General features: G+C 71.3%; 23 protein-coding genes and 1 pseudogene. 17 read left to right on the top strand and 7 right to left on the bottom strand.

Annotated elements, in window-relative coordinates:
* Positions 1-2,622, top strand: a 2,622-nt coding sequence (locus ABZS54_RS22310) for a vWA domain-containing protein (RefSeq protein WP_355538671.1), incomplete at its 5' end; no start/stop codon positions are given.
* Positions 2,623-2,627: 5 nt separating this feature from the next.
* Positions 2,628-3,425, top strand: coding sequence for a PhzF family phenazine biosynthesis isomerase (locus ABZS54_RS22305; RefSeq protein WP_355538668.1), 798 nt, complete (start codon positions 2,628-2,630; stop codon positions 3,423-3,425).
* 232 nt (positions 3,426-3,657) lie between these two features.
* Here the strand turns inward: ABZS54_RS22305 and ABZS54_RS22300 are convergent, their stop codons facing one another.
* A complete protein-coding gene (locus ABZS54_RS22300; RefSeq protein WP_355538665.1) occupies positions 3,658-4,569 on the bottom strand; it encodes a LysR family transcriptional regulator in 912 nt (303 codons plus the stop codon).
* A 123-nt stretch (positions 4,570-4,692) separates the two neighbouring features.
* Here ABZS54_RS22300 and ABZS54_RS22295 point away from each other — a divergent pair, with 123 nt between their 5' ends.
* Positions 4,693-6,195 (top strand): MFS transporter, encoded by a 1,503-nt coding sequence (locus tag ABZS54_RS22295; RefSeq protein WP_355538662.1) that lies wholly within the window; start codon positions 4,693-4,695, stop codon positions 6,193-6,195.
* Positions 6,192-6,962: a siderophore-interacting protein gene (locus ABZS54_RS22290; RefSeq protein WP_355538659.1), complete on the top strand. Its 771-nt coding sequence runs from the start codon at positions 6,192-6,194 to the stop codon at positions 6,960-6,962. The genes ABZS54_RS22295 and ABZS54_RS22290 overlap by 4 nt, the downstream gene beginning before the upstream one ends.
* A gap of 166 nt (positions 6,963-7,128) precedes the next feature.
* Here the strand turns inward: ABZS54_RS22290 and gdhA are convergent, their stop codons facing one another.
* Entirely contained in the window at positions 7,129-8,490 is a 1,362-nt protein-coding gene (gene gdhA, locus ABZS54_RS22285) for an NADP-specific glutamate dehydrogenase (RefSeq protein ID WP_355538656.1), read from the bottom strand.
* 208 nt (positions 8,491-8,698) lie between these two features.
* Between gdhA and ABZS54_RS22280 the strand changes: the two genes are divergently transcribed.
* Together ABZS54_RS22280 and ABZS54_RS22275 are read left to right on the top strand one after the other, a co-directional pair.
* The gene (locus ABZS54_RS22280; RefSeq protein ID WP_355538653.1) at positions 8,699-9,631 is read left to right on the top strand and encodes a glutamate ABC transporter substrate-binding protein; all 933 of its coding nucleotides are present in this window, start codon (positions 8,699-8,701) and stop codon (positions 9,629-9,631) included.
* Positions 9,632-9,684: 53 nt separating this feature from the next.
* On the top strand, positions 9,685-10,602 hold the full coding sequence (locus tag ABZS54_RS22275) for an LLM class F420-dependent oxidoreductase (RefSeq protein ID WP_355538650.1): 918 nt from the start codon (positions 9,685-9,687) through the stop codon (positions 10,600-10,602).
* A gap of 105 nt (positions 10,603-10,707) precedes the next feature.
* On the opposite strand, the gene ABZS54_RS22270 is transcribed toward ABZS54_RS22275, so the two are convergent.
* Complete coding sequence (locus ABZS54_RS22270; RefSeq protein WP_355538674.1) at positions 10,708-11,922, bottom strand: pyridoxal phosphate-dependent aminotransferase; 1,215 nt, start codon at positions 11,920-11,922, stop codon at positions 10,708-10,710.
* Between the two features lie 300 nt (positions 11,923-12,222).
* Here ABZS54_RS22270 and ABZS54_RS22265 point away from each other — a divergent pair, with 300 nt between their 5' ends.
* The 3 genes from ABZS54_RS22265 (at position 12,223) to ABZS54_RS22255 (ending at position 15,724) form a co-directional block, all read left to right on the top strand.
* Entirely contained in the window at positions 12,223-12,744 is a 522-nt protein-coding gene (locus ABZS54_RS22265) for a GNAT family N-acetyltransferase (protein WP_355538647.1), read from the top strand.
* Between the two features lie 362 nt (positions 12,745-13,106).
* Positions 13,107-14,090, top strand: coding sequence for a 2-dehydropantoate 2-reductase (locus tag ABZS54_RS22260; RefSeq protein WP_355538644.1), 984 nt, complete (start codon positions 13,107-13,109; stop codon positions 14,088-14,090).
* A gap of 257 nt (positions 14,091-14,347) precedes the next feature.
* The gene (locus ABZS54_RS22255) at positions 14,348-15,724 is read left to right on the top strand and encodes an SDR family oxidoreductase (protein ID WP_355538641.1); all 1,377 of its coding nucleotides are present in this window, start codon (positions 14,348-14,350) and stop codon (positions 15,722-15,724) included.
* Positions 15,725-15,880: 156 nt separating this feature from the next.
* Here ABZS54_RS22255 and ABZS54_RS22250 read toward each other — a convergent pair whose 3' ends face one another.
* On the bottom strand, positions 15,881-16,486 hold the full coding sequence (locus ABZS54_RS22250; protein ID WP_355538638.1) for a PadR family transcriptional regulator: 606 nt from the start codon (positions 16,484-16,486) through the stop codon (positions 15,881-15,883).
* 314 nt (positions 16,487-16,800) lie between these two features.
* Between ABZS54_RS22250 and ABZS54_RS22245 the strand changes: the two genes are divergently transcribed.
* From ABZS54_RS22245 to ABZS54_RS22220, 6 genes and pseudogenes are all read left to right on the top strand, one after another.
* Positions 16,801-16,944, top strand: a complete 144-nt coding sequence (locus tag ABZS54_RS22245; RefSeq protein WP_355538635.1) for a hypothetical protein — start codon at positions 16,801-16,803, stop codon at positions 16,942-16,944.
* 118 nt (positions 16,945-17,062) lie between these two features.
* Positions 17,063-17,164: pseudogene (locus ABZS54_RS22240) on the top strand (TetR/AcrR family transcriptional regulator); the annotation flags it as partial.
* 142 nt (positions 17,165-17,306) lie between these two features.
* A complete protein-coding gene (locus ABZS54_RS22235) occupies positions 17,307-17,951 on the top strand; it encodes a class I SAM-dependent methyltransferase (protein WP_355538632.1) in 645 nt (214 codons plus the stop codon).
* A gap of 671 nt (positions 17,952-18,622) precedes the next feature.
* The gene (locus tag ABZS54_RS22230; protein WP_355538629.1) at positions 18,623-18,946 is read left to right on the top strand and encodes a hypothetical protein; all 324 of its coding nucleotides are present in this window, start codon (positions 18,623-18,625) and stop codon (positions 18,944-18,946) included.
* Positions 18,947-18,991: 45 nt separating this feature from the next.
* Positions 18,992-19,420 (top strand): proteasome activator, encoded by a 429-nt coding sequence (locus tag ABZS54_RS22225; RefSeq protein ID WP_355538626.1) that lies wholly within the window; start codon positions 18,992-18,994, stop codon positions 19,418-19,420.
* A gap of 113 nt (positions 19,421-19,533) precedes the next feature.
* Positions 19,534-20,394, top strand: coding sequence for a thioesterase family protein (locus tag ABZS54_RS22220; RefSeq protein WP_355538623.1), 861 nt, complete (start codon positions 19,534-19,536; stop codon positions 20,392-20,394).
* Between the two features lie 81 nt (positions 20,395-20,475).
* Here the strand turns inward: ABZS54_RS22220 and ABZS54_RS22215 are convergent, their stop codons facing one another.
* Positions 20,476-21,378 (bottom strand): AIM24 family protein, encoded by a 903-nt coding sequence (locus tag ABZS54_RS22215; protein WP_355538620.1) that lies wholly within the window; start codon positions 21,376-21,378, stop codon positions 20,476-20,478.
* A gap of 171 nt (positions 21,379-21,549) precedes the next feature.
* Here ABZS54_RS22215 and ABZS54_RS22210 point away from each other — a divergent pair, with 171 nt between their 5' ends.
* Complete coding sequence (locus ABZS54_RS22210; RefSeq protein WP_355538617.1) at positions 21,550-22,533, top strand: TIGR03620 family F420-dependent LLM class oxidoreductase; 984 nt, start codon at positions 21,550-21,552, stop codon at positions 22,531-22,533.
* 95 nt (positions 22,534-22,628) lie between these two features.
* Here the strand turns inward: ABZS54_RS22210 and ABZS54_RS22205 are convergent, their stop codons facing one another.
* Positions 22,629-23,702, bottom strand: coding sequence for an aminotransferase class V-fold PLP-dependent enzyme (locus ABZS54_RS22205; RefSeq protein ID WP_355538614.1), 1,074 nt, complete (start codon positions 23,700-23,702; stop codon positions 22,629-22,631).
* Positions 23,703-23,904: 202 nt separating this feature from the next.
* The gene (locus ABZS54_RS22200; protein ID WP_355538611.1) at positions 23,905-24,396 is read right to left on the bottom strand and encodes a hypothetical protein; all 492 of its coding nucleotides are present in this window, start codon (positions 24,394-24,396) and stop codon (positions 23,905-23,907) included.
* Positions 24,397-24,652: 256 nt separating this feature from the next.
* On the opposite strand from ABZS54_RS22200, the gene ABZS54_RS22195 reads away from it, so the two are divergent.
* The gene (locus ABZS54_RS22195) at positions 24,653-26,119 is read left to right on the top strand and encodes an MFS transporter (RefSeq protein WP_355538608.1); all 1,467 of its coding nucleotides are present in this window, start codon (positions 24,653-24,655) and stop codon (positions 26,117-26,119) included.
* Positions 26,120-26,195: the final 76 nt, after the last annotated feature.

The raw sequence follows: 26,195 nt of genomic DNA, 5'->3' as shown, positions 1-26,195 counted from the left end.
GGCCGGGGCGATCGGCTGGTCCACGTGCTGCTCGGCCCGGTCCCGCCGCTGCTGGCCGGCGCCACCCCGCCCGCCGGCACCGACCTGCGAGCCCCACGTGGCGCGGACCCGGCCACGGACGGCGCGGTGCGGTCCGACGCCGGTGCGGTCTCGCCCGAGGCGCTGGTCGCCGACCTGTGCCGACTGCTGGGCCCGGCACCGACCACCGACGTGCCCGCGCTCTACGACGCGCTGTGGAACCACCCGGTGGTGCTGCGCCGGCTCCTGGACACATCGGGCGCGGATCTGCGCGCGTGGCTGGAGGTGATTCGGCCGTGGGACGACCGCGCGCCCGAATGGCTCGCGCCGTACGCGCTGTTGGCCGGCGAGCGGTTGCGGACGGCCGAGATACCCAGTGCCGAGGCGGTGTTCACGCTGCGCGTGGCCGGGCACACCGACCCCGCCACGATCGCCGCCGTCCTGCACGACCTGTGGCCGACGCTGGTCCCGCTGACCGACCGTCGCGCGGATCCCGCCGCTCAGGGCCTGGCCGCGCTCCTGGGTACCCCGCTGGGTGCGCAGGCCCCGGTCGCCGCCCGAGTACGCGCCGATGTACTGCGGCTCGCGCTGGGCGGTGCGCCCACGGACGGGCCGTACGTCGCGGCGGACCTGTTGGCGCTGCGGCACGAGCCGGTCGCCGAGGGGCGGTTCGCCGGCTGGATCGCCGCGCTGCTGCGTGCCGTGCCGGTCACCGCCGAACTGCTCGGCGAACTGGTCCGGGCCGGCGATCCCGCGGTCACCGCCGCGGTCGCGGACGCGGTGCTCGCCGACGCCCGCCTCGCCGAACTGCCCGGACTGGACAACGCGTGGTGGGCGGCGGTTGCCCGGGCCCGCCCGGAACTGGCCGGGCGCGCCGCGAGCGGTTGGTTCCGCGACGCGCTGCGCGGGGTGGATGCCGAAGCGGTGGCCCGGGTGTGGGCGGGCGAGATCGTCGACGGCCCGGCCCGGGCGCGCCGCGACCTGTACGTGCACGAGGTCGGCCGCTGGTGGCACGGCGCCGGCGACCGCGAGCGCGACCTGCTGCTGCCGCACCTGGAACGCGAACTGACCGCCCGCGGGCCGACGCCGGCGCAGGCACGCGAGGAACTGCGGGCGATCAGGGTGCTGATCGCCGCGCACAGTTGGGGGCCGGAGGCCGCATTGCTGATCGTCGAGCGCGAACAGGACGAGTTCGACGCGTTCCGCCGACACCTCAAACAACTGCGGGCCGCGCTCAAACACGGCGAGGGGCCGCGTGCGCTCGCCGTCGCGGTGGTTGTGGCCCTGATCGCGCTGTGGGCCGCGGTGCCCGCGCACGACTCCGCGGCGGCCGCGCGGCCGGCGGCGGTCGGCGCCGAACCACCCGACCCGTACGGCGCCGAGCGGCTGATCGCGAGCCTGGGCGCGGATCGCGAGGGCGCGAACTACGTGATCCTGATCGATGCCTCGGAGTCGATGAACCGCACCGGCCGCTACGCCGCGGTCAAGACCGCGACGACCGCGTTCCTGGGCCGGCTCACCCCGTCCGACCGGGTCTCGCTGATCAGCTTCGACAGCACCGCGACGGAGTACGGCAACGGCCTCGAACCGGTCACCGATCCGGCCGCGATGGCCGCGCGGTTGCCCGCCCCGCAGGCCGGTGATCCGCCGTCGGGCGGCCCGGCGGGCACCGTGCCACCGACCCGGGCACCGGAGCCCGCCGACCTGCACGCGGCGCTCGACCGGGCGCTGACCGTGTTGCGCACATCCGCGCCGAACTCGGTGAACGGGGTGCTGCTGCTCTCGGACGAGGCCCGCGACGCGGTCGGCCCGGACCTGCGCAAGGACTTCGATCGGCTCGGCGAGGAGGGTCGCACGGTCACGGGCTTCGCGATCCCACTGGCGAGCGACAGCAGCGCGGGGCCGGCCCTGCAACGGGTGCTGTCGGACACGCGCATCCTGCGCGACAATCCGGCCGACCCGGGCACCGGTCTGACCCAGGCCCGAACCGGTCTGCAACTGCGCAGCGCCGCCCGGATCGTGGCGGCGGACCGGGACCGGGGCGTGCAGGCGACGTGGTTGATGCCGCCGGCCGAGCAGCCGGACGCGCTGGACTGCCGCGCGTTCCAACCGGTGCCGCCGAACACCCGGCTCGACCTGTCCTCGGGCCGCGAGTTGTGCCTGCGCCTGGTCGCGACCACGACCCGGGTCCCGCTCCAGGTCACCAGGCTGCGGGTGGACGGCGTCGGGGTGGTCGGCCTCAAGGACGGCGCGCCACTGTTGGCACCGGGCCGACCGGTCTACTTTTCGGTCAACCTCGCCGCGCGCACGCACCGCACCGACGGCATGTGGGCGGACGCCGGCCACTACGAGGCCAGGGCGCATGTGGTCGGCGAGGTGCACACCCCGTTGGCCGAGTCGTTCAAGGAGCACCTCCCGGACACCCGACTCGAAGTGCGGCCGGAGGTGTCCGGCGACGATCTGCTCTATCGGGGCGACGAACGGGTGGACCTCAGTTGGTGGCCGTGGCTGCTGGCGGGCCTGGGCACGCTCGCGTTCGGCGGAGCCGTGTGGTTCGGGTGGTCGTGGATACGCCCCCGTGTTCGACGCCGCCGGGTACCGTGACCGGCATGCGGATCTTTATCGTGGACGCGTTCACCGATCGACCGTTCCGAGGCAATCCGGCGGGGGTGTGTCTGCCCGACTCCGCGCACGCCGACGACGTTGCCTGGATGCAGTCGGTCGCGGCCGAGTTACGGCATTCCGAGACCGCGTTCGCGGTGCCCATGGGGGGCGTCGACGCGGACTTCGCGCTGCGCTGGTTCACCCCGCAGACCGAGGTGGACCTGTGCGGGCACGCGACCCTGGCGACCGCGCACGTGTTGTTCGGGCAGGGCCTGGCGAGCACGTCCCGGATTCGCTTCGCGACCCGCAGCGGGGTGCTCACCGCGACGCTGGACAGCTCCGGTGTGCTCCTGGACTTCCCCGCGCTGCCGCCGCGCGAGGTACCGGCACCGGCCGACCTGGGCCTGGCCCTGGGGGTGGAGCCGATCCGGGTGGCCGCGGGTGGTGACGACCTGCTGGTCGAGGTGGCGTCCGAGGCGGTCGTGCGGGCGGTGGTCCCGGACCTGGAGATGATCGCCGCGCTGCCGTATCGGGCGCTGATCATCACCGCCGCGGGCGAGGGCCGGGCCGACTTCGTCTCGCGCGTGTTCGCCCCCTCGGTGGGCGTCGCCGAGGACCCGGTCACCGGTTCGGCACACTGCGTGCTCGGCCCGTACTGGGCGCCGCGCCTGGACCGCAGGCGGATGGACGGCGCGCAACTGTCGGCGCGCGGCGGCACGGTCGGAGTGGAGTTGGTCGGCGACCGGGTGCGGCTGTCGGGACGGGCGGTCACGGTGCTGGAGGGCGACCTGGTCACCGACTGAGCGGGCACGGCCGAGCGGGCACGACCGAGTGGGCACGGCCGAACGGGCCGGGACCGGCGAGATCGGCACTGCGCGGATCGGCACTGCGCGCATCGACGGAAACGAGAGTGGATCATCGTGCCCGCCGTTGCCGGCGTGCGGGCACCAACCGACCTGACGCACCGTCAGCAGAGCCGGGAGCCGCACCATGTCATGAAGCTGGAGGGCTGACCCGGACCGGACCCGCGCGCGCTCACCCGCTCGGCCGCGTCATCACGTCGCGCAGACACTCGCGCAGCCACGCGTGCCCCGGATCGGCGCTGTTGCGCGGGTGCCAGGCCAGGCCCATCGGCAGCGGCGGCAGGTCCATCGGCACCTCGAACGTACGCAGCCCCATCTCCTCGACCATCGTGGCGAGTTGGTTCGCGATCAGGCCGACCAGGTCGCTCGACCGGAGGACGAACAGCGAGGACGGGAAGGTCGGCACGGTGCCCACCACCCGTCGGGTCAGGCCCAGTTCGGCGAGCGCGGAGTCGACCGGTCCGTGCAGTTTGCCCCGGCGCGAGACGATCAGGTGCTCGGCGGCGGCGAACCGCTCGGGGGTGCACCGACCGTCCAGCAGCGGGTGACCGACCCGGACGCACGCGACCATGTGGTCGTCGAAGAGGTGCTCGGTGTGCACCTCCGGCGAGATGGTGTCGATCACGCCCACCTCCAGGTCGGCGACCCCCTCGCGCAGCGCCGGGGTGTCGACGTAGCTCTCCGCGAGGAACTTCAGCCGCACTCCCGGTGCCTCCCGCGCCGCACGCGCGAACAGCGGCGCGGCGCACGCGGCGGTGAAGGCGTCGTGCGAGAGCACGGTGAAGGTGCGCGACAGGGTGCTCAGATCCACGTCGCCGGCGGCGGTGAACAGGGTCCTGGCGCGTTCCACGATGACCCGCACCTCGGCCCGGATGGCCAGTGCGTGCGGGGTGGGCACCATCGAGCGGCCGGCCCGGACCAGGACCGGATCGCCCAGCGCCTTGCGAATCCGGCCGAGCGTACGGCTCATCGCGGGCTCGGACAGGTGCATGCGCTGCGCCGCGCCGGAGACGCTGCACTCCTCCAGGAGCGCGTCCAGCGCGGTGAGCAGGTTGAGGTCCATTCCCGATTGCGTCACACGCATCCTTCCCATGCAGAACATGCACTGGAGTCAATCGACGTCCCACCCTACGGTGAAGGGGTCCGGACACGCAGTTCCCCGCGTCACCCCTTCTTCTTCCGTCAGTCGGCTTCTCCTGGGGGACCCATGTCCACGCCCGTTCCGGCCACGTCGGTGCATCGCGCCGGTGGCGCCGAACCCGACCGCGCCGGCGCCTCGCGCGCCGTACTGATCGCGATGTGCGCCTGCGTGCTGGTCGCGCAGAGCATGGTCGCCGCGATCAACCTGGCCATTCCACAACTGGCCGCGTCCCGGCTGCACCCGTCCGCCGACAGCATCCTGTGGATCGTCGACGCCTACGTGATCGTCTTCGCCGGCCTGCTCATCCCCGCCGGCGCCCTCGGCGACCGCTACGGCCGCAAGGGCGCGCTGCTCGCCGGGCTCGGCGTGTTCGCCGCCGGCGCCACGCTCAGCGCGCTCGCCGCGAACTCGGCCACGCTGATCGCCGGCCGCGGTATCTCCGGTGCGGGCGCGGCGCTGATCATGCCCGCGACCATGTCCATCCTGATGCACGTCTTCCCGGCCGAGCGCCGGCCGCAGGCGATGGCGTCCTGGACCCTCGCGGTCGGCCTGGGTGGTCTGCTCGGCAACGTGGGCGGCGGCCTGGTCCAGGAGTACCTGCCCTGGCAGGGCCTGTTCTGGATCATGGTCCCACTGGCCGCGGTGCTCGCCGCGGTCGTCCAGTGGGTGACCCCGCGTACCGCCACCCACCCGGCCGCGCTCGACCCGATCGGATCCGCACTGCTGGTCGCCGGCCTGGTCGCGGTGCTGTACGGGATCATCGAGGGCCCGGAGTTCGGCTGGGGTTCCGGCCATGTGATCGGCGGCTTCGCGCTCGGCGGCCTGCTCTTGGCCGGCTTCGTGCTGCACGCGCTGCGCGCCGAGCACCCGCTGCTCGACCCGCGCGTGTTCACGTCCGCCAAGCTGCGGGCCGGCGTGCTCGGCATCGGTGCGAGCTTCTTCGGGCTGTTCGCGCTGTTCTTCATCAACGCCCAGTACCTGCAATACGTGAAGGGCTTCTCGGCGCTGCGCACCGGCTTTGCGATCATCCCGCTCACGGTCGGCATGGCGCTCGCGCCCAAGGTCGCGGTCAAGGCGCAACAGCGCTACGGCACCCGGCCGCTGGTGGTGTTCGGGCTGAGCCTGATCGGGATCGGGCTGCTGTGCATGGCGAGCGTGGACGCGCACACCCCGTACGCGGTGTACGCCGGATTCCTGTTGATCCTCTCGGTGGGCACCGGTCTGTGCGCGCCCGCGTTGTCCTTCGGGGTGGTCTCCGAACTCCCGGCCCACCAGTCGGGGTTGGGCTCGGGACTGAACACCGCCGCGCGAGAGGTCGGCGCCGCGTTGGGGGTCGCGGTGTTCGGCACCATCCTGGCCGCCCGTTTCTCCGGTCAGCCGGCCGCGGAACTGTCCCGGAGCCGGGGCGCGGAACACGCCGGTGTCGTGGACTCGTTCACCGACGCGATGTCGGTCGGCTTCCTGGTGGTGGGCGGCCTGCTGCTGGTGGCCACGGCGGTGGTCGCGATGGGCTATCGGGACCGCCCGGTGGCCTCGGCCATCCCGGCCGGTGCGGGCGGTGCCGCATGAACCGGGTGACGAGTCGGCGTCGCGGGCCGGTGGGACGGCTGCTCGATCGGGTGTTCCTGACCGGCACGATCGTGGAGACCGAGGCGATCGCGGCCCGGATGCGGCGAATCCGGATCGGCGACCCCGCGTTGCTCGGATTGGCCTGCCGACCCGGACAGCAGGTCCGGGTGCACGTGAACGACATGCTCTCGATGGCGGGTTGGCGCCAGGGCGCGGGCAACCTGCTGCGCACCTACTCGGTGTGGGACAACGACCCGGCGGCCGGGACGCTGGACCTGTGCGTGATGGACCACGACGGCGGCCCGGGACCGGGAGTCGCGTGGGGTCGGGCGGCGCGGCCCGGCGACCGGGTCCGGTTCGGCCGGCCCGAGGGCGGCTTCGTGGGGCGGGCGGATGCGCCGTACCACGTGTTCGTCGGCGAGGAGACCGCATCGGTGGCGCTGGGCGCGATGATCGCGGCGGTGGGTTCCGCGGTGAACGTGTACGGGGTGATCGAGACCGCGACCGAGGCCGACCGGCTGCCGATGCCGCACGCCGAGCGGCTCACCTGGTTGACCCGCGGCGACGCGTCCGCGGCGTCCTCGACGACGCTCGCCGAGGCGGTCGGCCGGCTGGTGCTGCCGGCGACGCCGGGCGTCGCCTATGTGGCGGGCGAGGCGAGGACGGTCAAGCTGGTCCGCGACCGGTTCGTCGCCGACCACGGCTGGGACCGCCGCTCGGTGGTCACCAAGCCCTTCTGGTCCCCGGGCCGAACGGGCATGGACTGACCGTGTCCGGTCCGGGTCGCCCGGTCCGGTCGGGCCGCCCCCGGCGATGGCCCGACCTCGGGTGCCGGTCGAGTGGACGTCGACTCGACCGGCACCGTACGCGCCCATTGCCGTCGCCCGACCGGCGCCGACGGTCGGGTGACGACGACAGGCGGGGCCTACCCGGTCACACCACGCCGAAGGCGGTCATCGCCTCGGCGACGCGCAGGAAGCCGGCCACGTTGGCGCCCAGCACGTAGTCGCCCTCGTGGCCGTGCTCGGCGGCCGTCTCCAGGCACGTGGCGTGGATGTCGCGCATGATCGCGCCCAGCCGGGCGTCGGTGTCGGCGAAGCTCCACGACGTGCGGGCCGCGTTCTGCGCCATCTCCAGGGCCGAGGTGGCCACGCCGCCCGCGTTCGCCGCCTTGCCCGGTGCGAACGGCACACCCGCCGCGCGGAAGACGCGCACCGCGTCCGGTGTGCACGGCATGTTGGCACCCTCCGCGACCGCCATCAGACCGTGCTTGACCAGGTGCGCGGCAGCCGTACCGGAAAGCTCGTTCTGCGTCGCGCAGGGCAGCGCGACATCGCACGGGACCTCCCAGACCGAGCCGCCCGACACGTAGCGCGCGTGCGGCACGCGGTCCGCGTATTCCGCGATCCGGCCGCGTCGCTCCAGCTTGATCTCCTTGAGCAGATCCAGGTCGATGCCCTTGTCGTCGACGATGTAGCCGGCCGAGTCGGACGCCGCCACGACCTGGGCGCCGAGTTCGCGGGCCTTCTCGATCGCGAAGATCGACACGTTGCCCGAACCGGAAACCACCGCACGGCGATCCAACAGGTCGTCGCCGCGCACCCGCAACATCTCGGCCAGGAAGTACACACAGCCGTAGCCGGTCGCCTCGGTGCGCACCTGCGATCCGCCCCAACCCAGACCCTTGCCGGTGAGCACCCCGGACTCGTACCTGTTGGTGATCCGTCGGTACTGGCCGAACAGGTAGCCGATCTCTCGCCCGCCGACCCCGATGTCGCCCGCCGGCACGTCGGTGTGCTCGCCCAGGTGTCGGTACAACTCGGTCATGAACGACTGACAAAAGCGCATCACCTCGGCGTCCGAGTGGCCCTTGGGGTCGAAGTCCGAACCACCCTTGCCGCCGCCGATGCCCAGCCCGGTGAGGGCGTTCTTGAAGATCTGTTCGAAGCCGAGGAACTTGACCACGCTCAGATTGACCGAGGGATGAAAGCGCAGGCCCCCCTTGTATGGACCGAGCGCGCCGTTGAACTCGACTCGAAAGCCGCGGTTGACCCGGACCCGACCGGAGTCGTCGGTCCACGGCACCCGGAACAGCACCTGGCGTTCGGGCTCCACGAGCCGCTCCAACAGCGCCGCGTCGGCCAGTTCGGGCCGCCTGGTGAGCGCCGCGGCGAGGCTTTCCAGTACCTCGTGCACCGCCTGGTGGAACTCGGGCTCGCCGGGGTTGCGGCGCAGTACCTCGTCGAAGGTTGTGGCTGCCGGGCCGGTCAGCTCGGCGAATGTCTGGGCACTCATGGGTGGTTGTCCTTCCGTCGACGGGTGCGTCGCGGGCGATCGCATGCGGTCACGCTATCCGTCCTGCGGGCCCGGGCGATCGCTGCGCGCCTTCGTGTCGGGATGAGGGAACGCCCTCGTTCGTGTCGAACCCCCACCTGCGATGCTGCATTCCGTGTGGCCCAAAAGATTTGATGCAGCGTCACGTCGAGTGGCGGCCCTGGTACTTGTGCTCCTGACGACCGCGTGCGGGACGGGCGGGTCGGACGGCGCCGACGCTCGGTCCGATCCGCCGGCCCGGTACACCCCGATCGAGGTCGGCGTGCCCGATCCGGTGCTCGCCCCCCCGGTCCCGGCGCCGCCGTGCGATCCGAGTCGGAGCCTGACCCCGACCACCCCGGCCCGGGCGGGCGCGATGCCGGGCGGTTCGACGATGCGGGCGATCCAGGACCGGGGTCGGCTGCTGGTCGGCGTCGACCAGAACACCCGGATGTTCGCCGCGCGCAATTCGAGCACCGGGGCGCTTGAGGGCTTCGACATCGACCTGGCCCGGGAGGTGGCCAAGGCGATCTTCGGCGACGCCGACCGGATCCAGTTCAAGACCATCCCGCCCGGTCGCCGGATCGACGTCCTGGTCAACGGCGAGGTGGACATGGTCGTGGACGCGATGACCATCACCTGTGAGCGCCGGCAACAGGTGGAGTTCTCCGGTGTGTACCTGGACGACGCGCTGCGTTTCCTGGTGCCCAAGGGCACCAAGGTGGCGAGCCTGGCCGATCTGGCCGGACAGTACGTGTGCGTGTCCTCGAACACCACGCCCGAGCGCCGGGTGGCCGAGTCCAAGGCCCGGGTGTACGCCGTCGCGGACCGCACCGACTGCCTGGTCGCGCTCCAGGAGGGCCGGGTGGCGGCGGCGTACACCAATGCGTCGCTCCTGGAGAGCCTGCGCGAGCAGGACCCGTGGCTGGAGGTGGTCGGGCCGACCGCCGTGGAGGAGGTCAAGGGCATTGCGATACCCAAGGGGCAGACCGACTTCGTGCGCTTCCTCAACGGCGTGCTGGAGCAGCTGAAGAGCAACGATCGGTGGCAGGCGCTGTATGACAAATGGCTGCGCGCGGCGCTCGGACCGGCCAAGCCGCCGACCACCACCTACGGCGGATGACCGTTGTGGCAGCGGTTACTGACGATGCGTCAGGTCGCTGCTACGTTGCCGCCATGTTCCTTTCGCTCGGACTGCCCACACACCTGGTCGAGGCCGGCGCCGATCTGATCAGCGCCGAGGCCGTGATGGAGATGTCCCGCGCGGCCGAGTCCGCCGGGTTCGACGCGGTCTTCACCACCGACCACCCGTTCCCCGGCGACCAGTGGCTCGCCCACGGCGGCCACCACACGCTCGACCCGATGGTCACACTGTCCTTCGCGGCGGCGGCCACCACGCGGCTGCGGCTGCACACCAACCTGTTCGTACCGGCGTACCGCAACCCTTATCTGTCCGCGAAGATGATCTCCTCGTTGGACGCGCTGTCCGGCGGTCGGGTGATCCTGGGCGTGGGCGCGGGCTACTTGGAGCCCGAGTTCGCCGCGCTGGGCGCCGACTACGCGAACCGCAACGATGTGCTGGACGACGCGCTGCGGGCGATGCGCGCGGCGTGGACCGGGGAGAGCGTGGGCGGCAACACCATGCGCCCGCGCCCGGCGCAGCCGCGGATCCCGATCTGGGTGGGCGGCAACAGCAAGCGGGCGATCCGCCGAGTGGTGGACCTGTGCGACGGCTGGCTGCCGATGCCGGCCCCTGCGGGCGCGTCCAAGTACCTCAAGACCCCGGGCCTGGAGACGCTCGCAGACCTGGCGGCGCGGCTGGATTACGCCCGCGAGTACGCGGCCTCGGTGGGCCGTACCGACCCGATCGACGTCACCTTCATGCCGCGCGGGATGAGCATGTTCGACGGCGACGGCATCGACCACGAGGCGATCGTCGCGGACCTGACCGAGCAGGCCGAGGCCGGGGTGACCGGGGTGACGCTGACCCTGCCGGCCACGTCGCGGGCGCAGTACCTGGAGCAGACCACCGCGTTCGGCGAGCTGGTCGTGCCGCACGTCAAGAAGTTGGCCGTGCGCCCGCTCCTGGGCTGAACGGCGCCCGCTCCTGTGTTGGAACGGCGCCCGCTCCCGGGCTCGAACGGGAAGGGCCCGACGCCGATCGGCCGATCGGCGCCGGGCCCTTGCGTCATCGCGGGCTCACTGGCTGTACGAGCCGATGAATTCGCCGATCCGGGTGATCGCGTCGGTCAGGTCGTCGACCTGGGGGAGGGTCACCACGCGGAAGTGGTCCGGCTGGTGCCAGTTGAATCCGGTGCCCTGCACGACCAGGATCCGTTGGCTCTGGAGCAGGTCGAGGACGAACTTCTCGTCGTCGACGATCTTGCACACGTCCGGGTCGATCCGGGGGAACGCGTACAGCGCACCCTTGGGCTTGACGCAGGTCACCCCCGGGATCGAGGTCAGCGCCTCGTACGCGGCGTCGCGCTGGGCGTGCAGCCGGCCGCCGGGCAGGATCAGATCGTTGATGCTCTGGTAGCCGCCCAGCGCGGTGGCGATCGCGTGCTGTGAGGGCACGTTCGCGCACAGGCGCATGTTGGCCAGGATGTTCAGGCCCTCGATGTAGCTCGCCGCATGCCGCTTGGGACCGGACAGCAGCAGCCAGCCGGAACGGAATCCGGCCACCCGGTATGCCTTGGACAGGCCGTTGAAGGTCAGACACAGCAGGTCCGGCGCGAGTGAGGCGAGCGGGACGTGCACGGCGTCGTCGTAGAGGATCTTGTCGTAGATCTCGTCGGCGAGGAGGAGGAGTCCGTGCCGGCGGGCGAGATCGACGATGCCTTCCAGGATCGGCTGCGGATAGACCGAGCCGGTCGGGTTGTTCGGATTGATCACCACGATCGCGCGGGTGCGGTCGGTGATCTTGGCCGCGATGTCGTCGAGGTCGGGATACCACTCCGCGCCCTCGTCGCACAGATAGTGCACCGGGGTGCCGCCGGACAGGCTCACCGCGGCCGTCCACAGCGGGTAGTCCGGCATCGGCACGAGCACCTCGTCGCCGTTGTTCAACAGCGCCTGCAGAGCCATCACGATCAGCTCGGACACGCCGTTGCCCAGGTAGACGTCGTCGACGTCGACGCCCTCGATGCCGCGCGTCTGGTAGTGCTGCACCACCGCCCTGCGGGCGGACAGCACACCCTTGGAATCCGAGTAGCCCTGTGCGGCCGGAAGGTTGCGGATCATGTCGTGCAGGATTTCGTCGGGTGCCTCGAAACCGAACGGCGCCGGGTTGCCGATGTTCAGCTTGAGGATCCGGTGGCCCTCGTCCTCCAGGCGTTTCGCCTCGTCGAGGACCGGGCCGCGAATGTCGTAACAGACGTCCGCGAGTTTCCCCGATTGGCGTACCTCGGGCAACGGACGATGTTGTGGCTGCGACAACTCTTCGACGCTCACCTGGATATCTCCTCCTCGCAGGGCAATCGCCCGCGCGATCCTCGGGTGCACGGTGTGGGCGGGCGACCTTGCGAGTCTTCCACGCCCGGGGTCCGGCACGCAGTGGGATATTTGCCACGTGGATCACCCGATACCCGCTCGGGACCGCGCCGGCACCCGCCCGTGACGCCGCCGGCCGGCCGACAAGAGTTCATCCGCGCGTTGCCCGCGTGGCAGATCCAAAACACCCGACGGCGCGCTCGCGGTGCCACCCTGCCGCACATGGACCTGTCGTACTTCTACGGAACAGCAGGCGAAATCGACGCCGCGAGTCTGTACCGGCTGCTGTCGCTGCGCAGCCGGGTATTCGTGGTCGCACGCAGGCAGCCCTGGCTCGATCCCGACGGCCGTGACATCGAGCCCGGTACCGCGCACCTGTGGGCGGAACAGGACGGAGTGGCGGTGTCCACGCTGCGCCTGACCGAGGAGGGAGACGGCCTGTTGCGGATGGGCCGCGTGTGTACGTTGTTGTCGCATCGGCGGCAGGGTCATGCCACCGTCCTGGTTCGGCACGCCCTGGTCCTGGCGGGCCCGCGCCCGGTGATCGCCGACGTGTACGCGCGCAGCGCCGACTGGTTCACCGGTCGCGGGTTCGAACCGCGCGGCGGGCGCACCGTCGTGGACGGTGAGCCGCACACCTCGATCCAGCACGTTCCCGCGGCGCGACGCGCACCGGCGCCGTCCGGCGGGTCCGGTCCGGGGCATCGGGACGGTGGGTACGTACCGGCGTGGGCGTCGACCTGAGCGGGACGTCGACCCGAGCGGGGCATCGCCCCGGACGGGTGTCGATCCGACCGCGCGCCGATCCGGGCGGGCATCGACCCGCGGCCTTGATCCGAACCTCGCGCGCCCCGGTACTCTCGGGTGCCCGGCCCTGACCATTCGCAGGCGCCGGACTCCGGCGATCCGACGCGTCCGTCGCCGTGCCGGCAAGAATGTGCCCGGGAACGACCCGGCGGGATTCGGGTCACGCCCGGGCATCCCACCCGCCGTCACGCGCCCGTGCGATCCGCGGCGTCGCGGGGCCGGAAACCGGTGGCCTCGCGGGCCCCACGGCGATGCCGGGACGTGTTTGGATGGCCTCTCGCGTCGGGGAGGGATCGGCCATGCGATTTGTAGTCCTGGGGGCCGGGGCAGTCGGCAGCGTCCTCGGTGCTCGCCTCGCGCAGGCGGGGCACGTCGTACACCTGGTGGGCCGGCGCGCCCACGTCGACGCCATCCGCGCGCACGGACTTCGGGTCCAGTTCCCGGACGGCGAGGACGTGGTGCGGCTGGACGCGGTGACCGACATCGCGGCACTGGACCCGCTCGTGGACTGGGCCGAAGTGGATGCGGTGGTGCTGTGCGTGAAGTCCCACGACACCGCCGACGCACTGCGTGAGCTGGCCCGATACGCCGATTCGCGGGTGCCGATCCTGTGTGCGCAAAACGGCGTGGCCAACGAGGGCACCGCGCTGCGCCTGTTCGCGAACGTCTACGGGGTCCTGGTCGCGTGCCCGACCGCCTTCCTCGAACCGGGCGTCGTGCGCGCGTACTCGTCGCCGGTGACCGGGGTCCTGGACATCGGCCGCTACCCGCACGGCCGGGACACGTTCGCGGCCCAGGTGTCACGTGTCTTGTCGGGCGCCGGCTACGGCTCCGAGGTGTACGAGGACATCACCGCGTACAAGTACGGCAAGCTGGTGACCAACCTGGGCAACGCCGTCGAGGCGCTGTGCGGCCCGAGCGCGCGCGGCGGCAATCTGGACCGATTGGCCATGGACGAGGCCCGCACGGTGCTCTTCTCGGCGGGCATCCATGCCGAGTTCGCGCCGGTGAGCACGCTCGTCCAGGTGCGCCCGGTGCGCGGCGAGCGGCGACCCGGCGGCTCGTCCTGGCAGAGCCTGTACCGCCACACCGGCGGCATCGAGACCGACTACCTCAACGGCGAGATCGTCCGGATCGGCCGGCTGCACGGCGTGCCGACCCCGGTCAACGCCGAGTTGCAGCGCGCGGCGAACCGATTGGTCGCGATCGGCGGCGAACCCGGCTCGGTGTCCGAACTCGACCTGCTCCGCGCCGTCGTGGACGGTCGGGATTCGGCCCGCTGAGGACGCCGAGCCGCGCCAACCGGGAGCGGATGGGAAAAGCCGGTGACCGGCATGTCGGCCGCTCGCTAACCTGACGCTCCGTCGGCGATCGGCCGACGTGCCGACCCGACGCTCCGTCGGCAGGTGCCCACGATCCGCCCGTGAAGGGAGCAAACCGATGGGAGCCGCCAGTGCACCCGGGTGACGCCCGTTTCGCGGATCCCGCGGAGCCATAGGGCCGGCCGCCGGATCCGCCGCACGTCCCTCGGGGGGACCCCATGAACGACCCGGACACCCACTCCCGCACACCATCCCTCGAGGACTGTCTCGCCGTCCTCGGCGCGCTCTCCGACCTGGGGCCGGAGGCGCCCGAGCGGCGGCGGATCGAGCAGGCGCTCGCCTCCTTCATCCGTTCCGGGCGCCACCGCCGCAGGGCCGAGCAGCGTGAGCTGCGCACGCGGGAGCGCACCGCGGTGACCGAGCGGACCGCGCTGGGCGCCGCCGACCGGATCGAGGACCTCCCGCTGGACGACACCGGGCTGCCCTCGTGTGTCGGCGTGGTCGAGATGGGCCTGCGCTGCTACGTCTGCAAGCGGCCCTACCGGCGGGTCGACGGCTTCTATCACCGGCTGTGCCCCTCGTGCGCGGTGGAGAACCGACAACGACGCCACGCGCGCACCGACCTGACCGGGCGGCGGGCGCTGGTCACCGGCGGTCGGGTGAAGATCGGCCACGAACTGGTGCTCAAACTCCTGCGCGACGGCGCGGAGGTGATCGTGACGTCGCGCTTTCCGCACGACACGCACGAGCGGTTCGCCGCCGTGCCGGACTACGACGCGTGGGCGCACCGGCTGCACGTGCACGCGATCGACCTGCGCGACCTCGGCGGGCTGGTGGCCTGGTGCGATCGATTGGTGGCCGAAGGCCGCCCCCTGGACATCCTGGTCAACAACGCGGCGCAGACGATCCGGCGCCCGGCGTCGGCGTACGGGCCGTTGTTGGCGGCCGAGCGGGCCGCGCTCGGGGCCGGTGCGTTCGCGTTCGCGCCCGGGATCGGTTCGTTCGCGCTCGACCGGTTGCCCGCCGACGGGTGGGACCCGGCCGCGCCGTCGCTCGGTGCGGAGCCGGCTCGGGTCGAGCCGGACGCGGCGGGGCTGATTCCGGACCGGGCTTCGGCCAACTCGTGGTCCAGGCGGGTGGACGAGGTGGATCCGGTGGAGCTGCTCGAAGTGCAACTCGTCAACGTCACTGCACCGTTCGTGCTGGTGAGCCGGCTGCTGCCGCTGCTGCGCGCGGCCGTGCGCGAGCGGCGCTACATCGTCAACGTGTCGGCGGTGGAGGGCCAGTTCGGGCGCGCTTACAAGTCGCCCGGGCATCCGCACACCAACATGGCCAAGGCCGCGCTCAACATGTTGACCCGAACCAGCGCCGAGGAACTGGCCACCGACGGCGTGTACATGACCAGCGTGGACACGGGCTGGATCACCGACGAGAAGCCGCTCCCGGACAAGGCGCGGGTCGCGGCGGCCGGGTTCCGCACGCCGTTGGACATCGTCGACGGTGCGGCTCGGGTGTACGACCCCATCGTGCGCGGGGAGCGAGGAGAGCCGGTGTTCGGGTGTTTCCTCAAGGACTATCGGGTCGCGCCCTGGTGATCGGGGGGCACCCCGACGGTCGGGTTCGACGGGGCGGACCGGAGGGTGTCCCGGCAGTCGGTTTCGACTACCGGGACACCCCGCACGGAACCGGCCTGCGCGGTGGCACGGGTTTGCCGAGCCGCAGACGGCGATCGGTGATCCGGGCGACCCACATCAGTCGGCTTCCGCCAGGATCAGGTAGAGCCGCTTGCGCGTGTCGGTGACGACCTCCAGGGCCTTGGCCCGCTGCGCCTCGGTGCCGTTCATCATCAGCTGGCGCAGTGCGTCGCCGATGCCGTGCATCGCCGAGCGCAGGTCGTGGACCGCCTCGAAGTCGACGCCCTGGCTGGCCTCGTCCCAGGGCTTGGTGCCCTCGGGGAGTGCGGCGGCCTCCTCACGGCCGGCGTCGGTGAGGGTGAACAGCTTGCGGCCGCTGCCCTCGACGCCCTCGATCACACCCTCGTCCTCCAGGAGCTGGAGGGTCGGGTAGACCGAACCGGGGCTGGGCTTCCACACACCGCCGGTGCGTTCGCCGATCTCCTGGATCATCTCGTAGCCGTGCATCGGCCGTTCGGTGAGCAGGGCCAGGATCGAGGCCCGTACGTCGCCGCGTCGGGCGCGACCGCGCCCACGGCCTCGACCGCGCCCTTCCGGTCCGCCACGGCCACCGTGGCCGTGCCCGCGTCCCCACGGGCCGGGGCCGGGCGGGCCCCACGGTCCGAAGGCGGGGCGGTTCTGTCCTTCTGCGCCCCACGGGGGGCGCCCTTTGCTGCGGTGCATGGGTTTCTCCTTGTGAAGAGGCGACTCGTCGAGCCGCCGATCGACCTTGCATTTGATCAGGCGGTCGTTCTCCCGGTTGGTCCGGTTGATCTTCCGTGTTGATCTTCTGTGTTGATCTTCTGTGCGTATCGCGATCGTTCGCGATGCCTCAACGATATATCGGGAGTGCTTCTTTCGCAAGCATGTGCTGTGGAGTGCCGTCTGTCCTGTGACAGCGATGCTTCACCGTTTGCCATCGAAGATTGACCGGGTGGGGTTGCTGGTGGTCTGGGGGGACGGTGGGGGTACCGGCGCGTGCGTTCGGTGATGCCGCGTTGTCCGCGTTCGAACTGGACTTCTTCGAGTCGGGTGAGCGTCGGCGGCAGCCGCTTGGGCAGGGCTGGAGCACGAGGTTCGAATTGGCGGATCCGGTACGGGAGTTCCGTTGGGCCAAGGGTGGCGCGAGTTTCCCCGGCTGATACCCGCGACCACCCTCGGATCCGGCCGCGCCGGGCGCCGGGCCGGACGCGGTCGCCCGGCCCGAGTACGGCCCGGATCGTTCGCGCTGACGGCGCGTCAGCGAGCGAAGGCCGCCGAGTTTTCGCCGCCCTCGCCGGCATCGCCCTCACCTCGGCCAGGCCCGAGCGCCGAGAGCAGGCCGAACGCCTCCTCGACCTCACCCTGGACGGACTGAAACCCGTGCCGCGAGTCCCCGAAAACACAGCATTTGGGAAGCTCTTCTCGACGATCTGGTCTCCGTCTCAAGTGACCTGGTCTGATTCGTCGTTGATCTCAGTTGATCTGGTTCGTCATCCTGATCACTGCACTACTCTGTCGAGCCATGAATGCGGCCCGCTGGTTGGCAGACACCCGGACCTCGTACGACACGGTCGCGGTCAGCTATGCCGACCAACTACGCGAGGTTCTGGCCGGGGCGCCGTATCTTCGGGCGGCTCTGGCGCTGTTCGCCGACTTGGTGCACGCCGCCGGCGGTGGGCCGGTGGCGGACGTGGGCTGCGGACCTGGACACGTCACCGCTCACCTGCACGAGCTGGGTGTGGACGCTTTCGGCATCGACCTTTCATCCGTGATGATCGACGTGGCTCGGCGTGACCACCCCCGCCTGCGGTTCGAGGTGGGCTCGATGACCGACCTCGACCTCGCCGATGCTTCAGTCGTCGGCCTGCTCGCATTTTGGTCGTTGATTCACGTCCCCGACGAAGCAGTGCCCACGGTGTTCGGCCACTTTCGGCGCGTGTTGCGTCCCGGCGGACCACTGCTGCTCGGCTTTCACGTCGGCGACGAGTCGAGGCTGAAGACGCAGGGCTACGGCGGCCACCCGATGAACGTCCACGTTCACCGCCGCCGGCCCGACCAAGTGGCGGCCTGGCTACGCGATGCCGGGTTCACCGTCGAGGCCCAAATGCTGATCGACCCCGACGAGAGCGTTCCGGGTGCGGTCCTCTTCGCACGCCGTCAGTCCTAGCCACGTCAGCAGTCCAGTTGCAGCCGACCATGTTCAGTGAGACGGAATGCCCACCGGCTGTATTTCCTACCCCGCGGACAACAGCAGATGCCGACCGTGACCGACCATTTGCCCTTGGCCCCAGAGATCTGGGCCCCGTCTCAGATGATCTGGTTCTCGGGGTGTGTGAAGCAGGTGGTCACTCATTTGACTACTGGGCGGCGACCTCGCGTGACCGGGTGGGGTTACGAGTCGTGGGTGGAGCGGGACGCCGCGAGCGGCGCGCTATCGCCATCCGCGCTGCCATCGGGTGTCGGCGGCGGAGCTGTTGCGGGAGGTGTTCGTCGAACCGCAGTTGCTGTTCGCGGGGGCCGACGACGTCGGAGACCGGATTGCGGTGTTGCCGGTGCTCTATCACCTGCTCTGGCGGCACGAACGACGAGGTGGGAGGGGCTCGGGTGAATCGGGGTGGGCGGGCGGGAACCCGGGTCGCCCGCCGTGCGTCCTTGGGGGGCGTGAGGTTCGCAGACCGGTCGGTAGACCGGTCGTCCCGTTCGGTCGGACGGCGGGCCTGCACGGGTTCTCCACGAAACCCGCACGAGGCGGACGCGCGAGACGCGTTGGGCGAGCCTCGCTTACGGGTAGATTTCGGTTGATAGCTCTTGGTGATCGACTGGCGTGGGGAGAGGGCTGTGTGGACCTGGTTGGCGGTGGGGGTGGTCGCATACCTGGCGTTCCTCGCGTGCGTGGTCGTGGTGCTTCGGGCCGCCAAGGCGCGGGCGCGGGTGGAGCGGGCCGCCGACGTGCAAGCGGTCGGGGCGCCGACGCCGGCGGGGGAGTCGACGGAGGCGATCGCGCCGGTTCCCGAGGGTGATCGGCCGACGGCCGAGCCGGTGGTCGAGGGCGACGAGGCACGTGCTCATCCGCTGCCGGACGAGCACGTTCGGCCGGTGCGCGAGTGCGACGGGGGACCGTCCGGGCCGCCCGCTCCGCCCGCCTCGCGGGCCCGGGGCTGAACCCGGCGGCGGTTTTCCGGCTTCTGTGCAGGGTAGGCGCGGCGCATGGTTGATCCGATTGTCACGACCACCCAGGACGGGGATGACCAGCGTCCACTCGGCGAATTGGTGCCGGCACCGGACCGCGTGATGCGCGTCGCCGAGATGATTCGCCACCTCTTGGAGGAACTGCGCGACGCACCGCTGGACGAGTCCGGTCGCGGCCGGGTGCGAGTGGTCTACGAGCGCTCCCTGCCCGAGCTGCGGCGCTCGCTCGCACCCGACCTGTACGAGGAACTGGAGCGCCTCGCCCGGCCCTTCGCCGACGGCGATGCGCCGAGCGTGGCGGAACTGCGGATAGTGCACGCCCAGCTGATCGGCTGGCTGGAAGGGTTGTGGGGCGGCATTCGGCTGACCCTGATGTTGCGGAACAACGCCGAGGTGGGACCGCCGAACGGGTTCCCGGACCAAGAGGACGACGGCTCGTATCTGTGAGTGCGGGCCGCGGCGGGCATCGGGTAGCCGGCCGTGAGGGCGCGGCGGCGGCCCGAATCCATGACTGTGCCAAGCTGATCGTTCGTCAGCCGAGCATCCGTGGAGTCGTCACCATGACCGAGCAGGCATCCGCCGAGACCGGGCCGGCCGCCGCCGAGCCGCGCCACGAACTGGATCGGGACACCACGTGCGTCCCGCGCCCGGACGCACCGGGCACCTACGACACCACGCTCTCGCCGGACTGGGCGTTCGGCATGGGCCTCAACGGCGGATACCTGCTCGCCCTCGCCGGCCGCGCGCTCGGTGCGGCGCTGCCGCACCCCGACCCGTTCACGATCACCGCGCACTACCTGACCACCTCGCAGCCGGGGCCCGCCCAGGTGCGTACGGAGGTATTGCGCACGGGGCGCACGCTCAGCACCGGCACCGCCCGGATCGTGCAGGACGGCGAGACCCGGGTGCACGTGACCGCCTCCTACGGCGATCTGGCCGGGTTGGACCCGCAGGTGCGGACCGGCGCCCGGCCGCCGGAATTGCCCTCGCCCGCGCGGTGCGCCGCGAGTTTTGCCGATGTGGCGCCGATTCGGCGCACCACGTTCATGGACCGCACCGAGCAATTGCTCGACCCGGCGACGGCCGGCTGGCTCACCGGGAAGCCGTCCGGACGCGGCGAGGTGCGCGCCTGGTGGCGGCTCGCGGACGGCCGCGAGCCGGATCCGCTCGCGCTGCTGTTGGCGGTCGACGCGCTCCCGCCGACCGCGTTCGACCTGGGCCTGCGCGGCTGGGTGCCGACCGTGGAGCTGACCGTGCACGTGCGGGCCAGGCCGGTGCCGGGGTGGCTGCGGGTGTCGTTGACCACGCGCAACCTGGCCGGCGGCTACCTGGAGGAGGACGGCGAGGTATGGGATTCGGCGGACCGACTGGTCGCGCAGTCCCGGCAGTTGGCCCGGGCGCCTCGGCGGCGGGAGGAGTAGGGCGGGTCGGGCGGCGATGCGGGTCGGGCGCTTGCGGGTGAAGTGGCCGACCCGGGCCGCGGCGCGGGGCCCGGCGTGGAGTCAGCGCGGGGGGCCGTACGGCCCGGGAGGGCCGTAGGGACCCTGCGGGCCTTGGGGGCCGGGGCCGTACGGGCCGGGTTGGCCCGGGGGGTAGGGGCCCGGTCCGCCGTACGGGCCCGGCCCGGGCGGTGGGGGCGGAGTGCCGTGCGGGCCGCCGGGGCCGCCCCACGTGTTGTTCTGGAAGCCGTCCCGGCCCATGCCCACGAAGCGGTTCCCGTCCATCGCGGTTACGTTCGGAGGCAGGATCTCGCTGGGCTGGACCACCACGTAGCCCTCGCCGATGAAGGCCATCGTCCAGCCCTCGCCGGTCTGTCGGCGACGGCGCCAGATGCGCTCCGATGTGGTCTGCGCCTGGAGGCTGGTCTGTAGACCGGCGGTCCAGGCGATCACCGCGTCGGCGTCCGCGAACACCTCGCGATCGTTGGAGGCGCGCAGTACCAGCGGTGCGCCGGACGTGGTGATCACGACCTTGCCGGTGCCGCCGATCTGCATCGAATAGGCGCCCATGCCGCCCACGTTGTAGCCCGCGTCGATCTGGACGACGCTCCAGTTCAGCGTGTTGTCCAAGGCCAGGACGTTCTCGTCCTCGATGATCAGCGACTCGTTGTGCAGATTCAGGATGTGGATGCTCTGCGCCTGGTTGGCCAGGTAGACCGTGCCGCATCCGTGGCAGCGCATCAGGTCCAGCATGTCGCCGGTCAGGGCGCCGGTGCGGATCTCGGCGGCGGTCTGGAACGCCCCCTCGAACTGCACATTTCCCTGGTAGGCCACCATCGCGCCCTTGCGGGCGAGCACCTCGGTGCCCACCTCCGGGGCCAGCAGTACCCGGAGCATGTGCGCGTTCTGCAGGCTGTAGCGCTCTGCGGACTGGCTCACCGTGTGGTTGAACAGCGGACTCTGCACGAGGTCTCCGACGGATCCGGCAATGGCATGGGTGCGGTTGGCACATGGTTCGTGTGACCAGACCATGATTCCGCGTCGATGGTTCCCTCGGAACCAAGGGTGACCCATGTCGACGGGTATGGTGCGGGAGAATCTCTCTGTTACGGCGTTACAGGATCTCGGGAGCGCGCCATGACCACACCGACACCGACACCGACACCGATACCGACGGCGATACCGACCTCGACCGGGCCTCGGCCATCGGAGGAGCCCTCGGGAGGGCTCGTTCGGCACCTGGGTCGGATCGGGTTGTGGACCGCCGCGCTCGACTTCCTGCCCGTGTCGCAGCTGCGCGAGACCGTGGCCGAGTTCGACGAACTCGGCTACGGCGCACTGTGGTGGGGCGAGACGGTGGGCCGCGAGGCGTTCACCCAGGCACTGTTGGTGCTGGGCGCCGCACCGCGCATCGCCGCGGCGACGGGGATCGCCAATGTGTGGGCCCGGGACGCGATGGCCGCAAACGCGGCGTCGCGCACGGTGCACGAGGCGTACCCCGGGCGCTTCCTGACCGGACTGGGGATCAGCCACGGCGGGCTGGTCGAGGGACTGCGGCCGGGTGGGCGCAGGTACGAGAAGCCGCTCGCGCACATGCGGGAGTACCTGGACGCGATGGACTCCGCGCTGTACTTCGCGGCCGGCGGCGACGCCCCGCGCCCGCCGCGCGTGCTCGCGGCGCTCGGCCCGCGGATGCTGGACCTCGCTCGGGAGCGGGCCGAGGGCGCGCACACCTATCTGGTCACGCCCGAGCACACCGCCGAGGCGCGCGCGGCGTTGGGCGCGGATCGATTGCTCGCGGTGGAGCAGGCCGTCGTCGTCGCCACGGACCGGGAGACGGTGCTGCGGCGCGCCCGCGAGCACCTGCGGATCTACCTCGAACTGCCCAACTACCGTCGCAACCTGCTGCGTCTGGGCCTGAGCGAGGACGACTTCGCCGACGGCGGCAGCGAACGCCTGGTCGACCGACTGGTGGTCTCGGGCGACGAATCGGCGATCCGCTCGGGCGTGGACGCGCACTTCGCCGCCGGGGCCGATCACGTCTGCGTCCAGGTTCTCGGCGACACGATGACCGCGGCGCCGATGGCGGATTGGCGATCGCTGGCCGCGGTACTGCTCTGAGGGACGTGCCGCGGGGCACCGGGGGCATGGGCCCACCCGGTGCCCCGGCCCGCTCCGCGCGGCCGTCGTCGGGTCCGGGTGGGGGGCCGTACGGGTCAGGACGTGAGGGCGGCCACGGCCGCGTCCACGTCGGCGTCGGTGTTGTACACGTGGAAGGCGAGCCGGGTGCGGCCCGCGCGGGCCGCACCGCGGATGTCGGCGGCCTCGAGGCGGGCCCGGGCGTCGGGGAGGTCGATCGCGACGATCGCGCTGTCGCCGGGAGGCAGGCCCAGGGCGGTCAGGAAGCGGTTGGCCAGGGCGACGTCGTGTGCGTGGATGCGCTCGACGCCGATCCGCTCGACCAGTTCGAGCGCGGGATCGGCGCCCACCTGGCACAACCACGAGGGCGAGGTGTCGAACCGGCGTGCGGTGTCGGTCAGGCGCAGCGGCGGGCCGTAGTAGGGGTCGACGTCGGGCGCTCCGCCGTACCAGTTGGCGGCGTGCGGGAGGGTGCGGGCGGCCAGTTCCGGCGCGACGTAGCCGTAGGCCGCGCCGCGCGGGGCCATCAGCCACTTGTAGGCGCTGACCACGAACAGGTCGTACCGCGTGGCGTCCACCGGCAGCCACCCGCATGCCTGCGTGCCGTCCACGTAGACGCTCGCGCCGTACGCGCGGGCCGCCGCGACGATGTCCGCCTCGGCGGCGATCGACCCGTCGGCGGACTGGACCAGGCTGAACGCGACGGCCGTGGTGCGCTCGTCGATCGCCGCGACGAGCTCGGAAATCGGTACCGTGACCACCTCGACATCTCGGGCCTCTTGGACCAGCCACGGGAACAGGTTCGAGGTGAACTCGACCTCCGGCACCACGAGTCGCCCACCGGCCGGCAGCCCGGCGGCGAACGGTGCGAGCAGCCCGGAGGTGGTGTTGCCCGACATGATCGCCTCGGCCGGCGCGCCGACGATCCGCCCGAAGGTCGCGCGCGCCCGCTCACCGGCCGCATGGAAACCGTCCATGTCGGTACGCCCGCGATGCCAGGTCTCCTGCGCTCGGGTCAGCGCGGCGATGGCGACGTCCGGCGGCAGTCCGCTGCTTGCGGTGTTGAGCCAGCCGGGGTCGGCACTCCAGTGCGAAAGCGCCGGGCCGGGCTCCGCGTCGGGGTTCGCGTTCGGGTCCAGTTTCAGGTCCATGTCGCGAGGCTAGGCGGCTCGCGGCCCCCGGAACCAGATCCACCCTGTCGCAGGTGGCCTGATTTTTCAGCGAGCTCGGGAGGCTGCGCTCAAGCGTGGAGGGCGCCGGCGGTCGGCCCCCGGCCCCTCGTGACGCCCCGTCGAGCGCCGCCTGCCGCCCCCGTGTCGTACTCCGGGGGTCGGCAGGGGCCTGGAGCGTGCGCTAGCGCCGGTCCGCGTCGCCCGGGTCGCCGTCGGTGCGGGTGGCGAGCCAGCCGGGCCAGGGGACCGGCGGGTTGGGGAGGGGGGTGATGTCGCGTTCGGCGCACAGGCGGTCGAAGCCCTCGCGGTCGGCGGGGACCGCTCGGGGATCCCCGCACATGATCTCGTACAGAGTGGCGCCCTCGGGGCCGGCGATCAGGGGACCGAAGGCGGCGCCCTGTTCGAGGGTGATGTGGGTGCCGGCGGGGCAGGGGCGGTCGCCGATCAGGACCTCGCCGGCGAGCACGAAGACGTAGTGCTCGGACATGTGACCGTGCCGTTCGACCACGACTCCCGCGTCGTAGCGGGCGTAGATGACCATCCGCTCGGGGGACCACTCCAGGAACTTCTCCCAGACCGAGGTGCGTCGGCCGCCGTGCGACTGGGCCTTGACCTCGTGCCACGGGGTTTCGGAGATGTGGGTGATGCGCAGTTCGGGCTCTCGATCCGCCACGGGGGTTGCCTTCCCAGGAAGTGACGATGCGTCAGATCGATCTTGGCACAGAATCCCACGTTGAGTTTTGACTGATATTTGGCGAATTGCCGGCTCTTGTGCGCCAAATACTTACGGGGAATTTACCCCCGGGCCTCGTCGGGCGGTGATCAAGTGTTCCGAGGGCGCATAAAGTCGGTTGGTACACCCAACCAAAAACCCTGTCACGGGGCGCCGTACCGTCTTGTCGGTGGCCCGTACATGTAAGGAACCAACCTTGAAGAGCGCGCAGCAGGCGCCGTCCGCCACTGTCCCGCCCATCGCACCCAAAGCCCCGATCACGACCGCGCCCGCAGGCATGAGCCGGACGGGTTTCGTTCTACTCGTCCTGATCATGGGTGCGCTGACCTACTCGCTGCTCCAGTCGATGCTGGCGCCGGCCCTCCCACAGATCCAGACCGAGATCGGTGCGAGCGCCGACGCCACCTCGTGGCTGATGACCGGCTACCTGCTGTGCGCCTCGGTGACCACGCCCATCCTCGGGCGCCTGGGCGACATGTACGGCAAGAAGCGCCTGTTCGTGTTCACCATCGGCATGCTCGCGTTCGGCTCGCTGGTGTGTGCGCTCGCCGACTCGGTCGGACTGATGATCATCGGCCGGGTGGTCCAGGGCTTCGGCGGCGCCGTCTTCCCGCTCTCCTTCGGCATCGTGCGCGACGAGTTTGCGCCGGAGCGCCGGGCCGGTGCGATCGGCCTGATGTCCGCGATCATGGGCATCGGCGGCGGCATAGGCATCGTGGTCACCGGCCCGATCATGGACCACCTGTCCTACCACTGGCTGTTCTGGATCCCGATGGCGACCTGCCTCATCACCGCGATCGCTTCGTGGTTCCTGATCCCCGACTCGCCGGTCCGGGTCAAGGCGAGGATCCACTGGCTCGGTGGCGCGCTGTTGTCGCTCGGCCTGGTCGGCGTGATGCTGGCGCTGAGCAAGGGCGAGTCCTGGGGCTGGGGTTCGCTGAACACCATCGGCCTGTTCGTGGCCGGCTTCGTCTTCCTCGGGCTGTGGGTGTTCGCCGAGTCGCACACGGACGAACCGCTCGTGGACATGCGGGTGATGCGGCTGCGCGGAGTGTGGGCGACCAACCTCGGTGGCCTGCTCGTCGGCTTCTCGATGATGGCGGGCATGCTGCTGGTCCCGCGCTTTCTGCAGATGCCCGAGAGCACCGGCTACGGCTTCGGCACCACGGTGACCGTGTCCGGTCTGTACGTGCTTCCGCAGGCCTTCGCGATGCTGCTGATCGGCCCCATGGCGGGCGTGATCGACAGACGTTTCGGCTCGAAGATGGCGATGGTCGCCGGCTGCGTGCTGATGGCCACGGGCTTCGCGTTCCTGGCGCTCCTGCACACCAGCGGCCGGCACATCCTGGTCGCCATGTTCGTCTTCGGCATCGGCATCGGGCTCGCCATGTCGGCGATGGCCAACCTGATCGTGGGCGCCGTCCCGGTCGAGCAGACCGGCATCGCCACCGGCATCAACACGATCGCCCGCACCGTCGGCATGTCCTGCGCGAGCGCGATCTCCACGACGCTGCTCACCGCCAACCCCGGCCCGGGCGGACTGCCCGCCGAACGCGGCTTCATCCTGACCTTCGTCTGCGCGGCCGTCGCCGCGCTCGTCGCCCTCGGCGTCACCTTCGTGGTGCCCAGCCGGGCCAAGCCGAGCGCTCGCCCCGTCGCCTGAGACCCGCGGTCCGGGCGTCGCCCGTTCCCCGCGTCCTGGTCCCCCGCCCAGGGGTGGGGTTGACCCCACCCCCGAT

Origin of the sequence: Embleya sp. NPDC005575, assembly GCF_040605455.1 — a bacterium.
In the GTDB taxonomy this organism is placed as follows: domain Bacteria; phylum Actinomycetota; class Actinomycetes; order Streptomycetales; family Streptomycetaceae; genus Embleya.
This window is presented reverse-complemented; position numbering and strand designations above follow the sequence as displayed.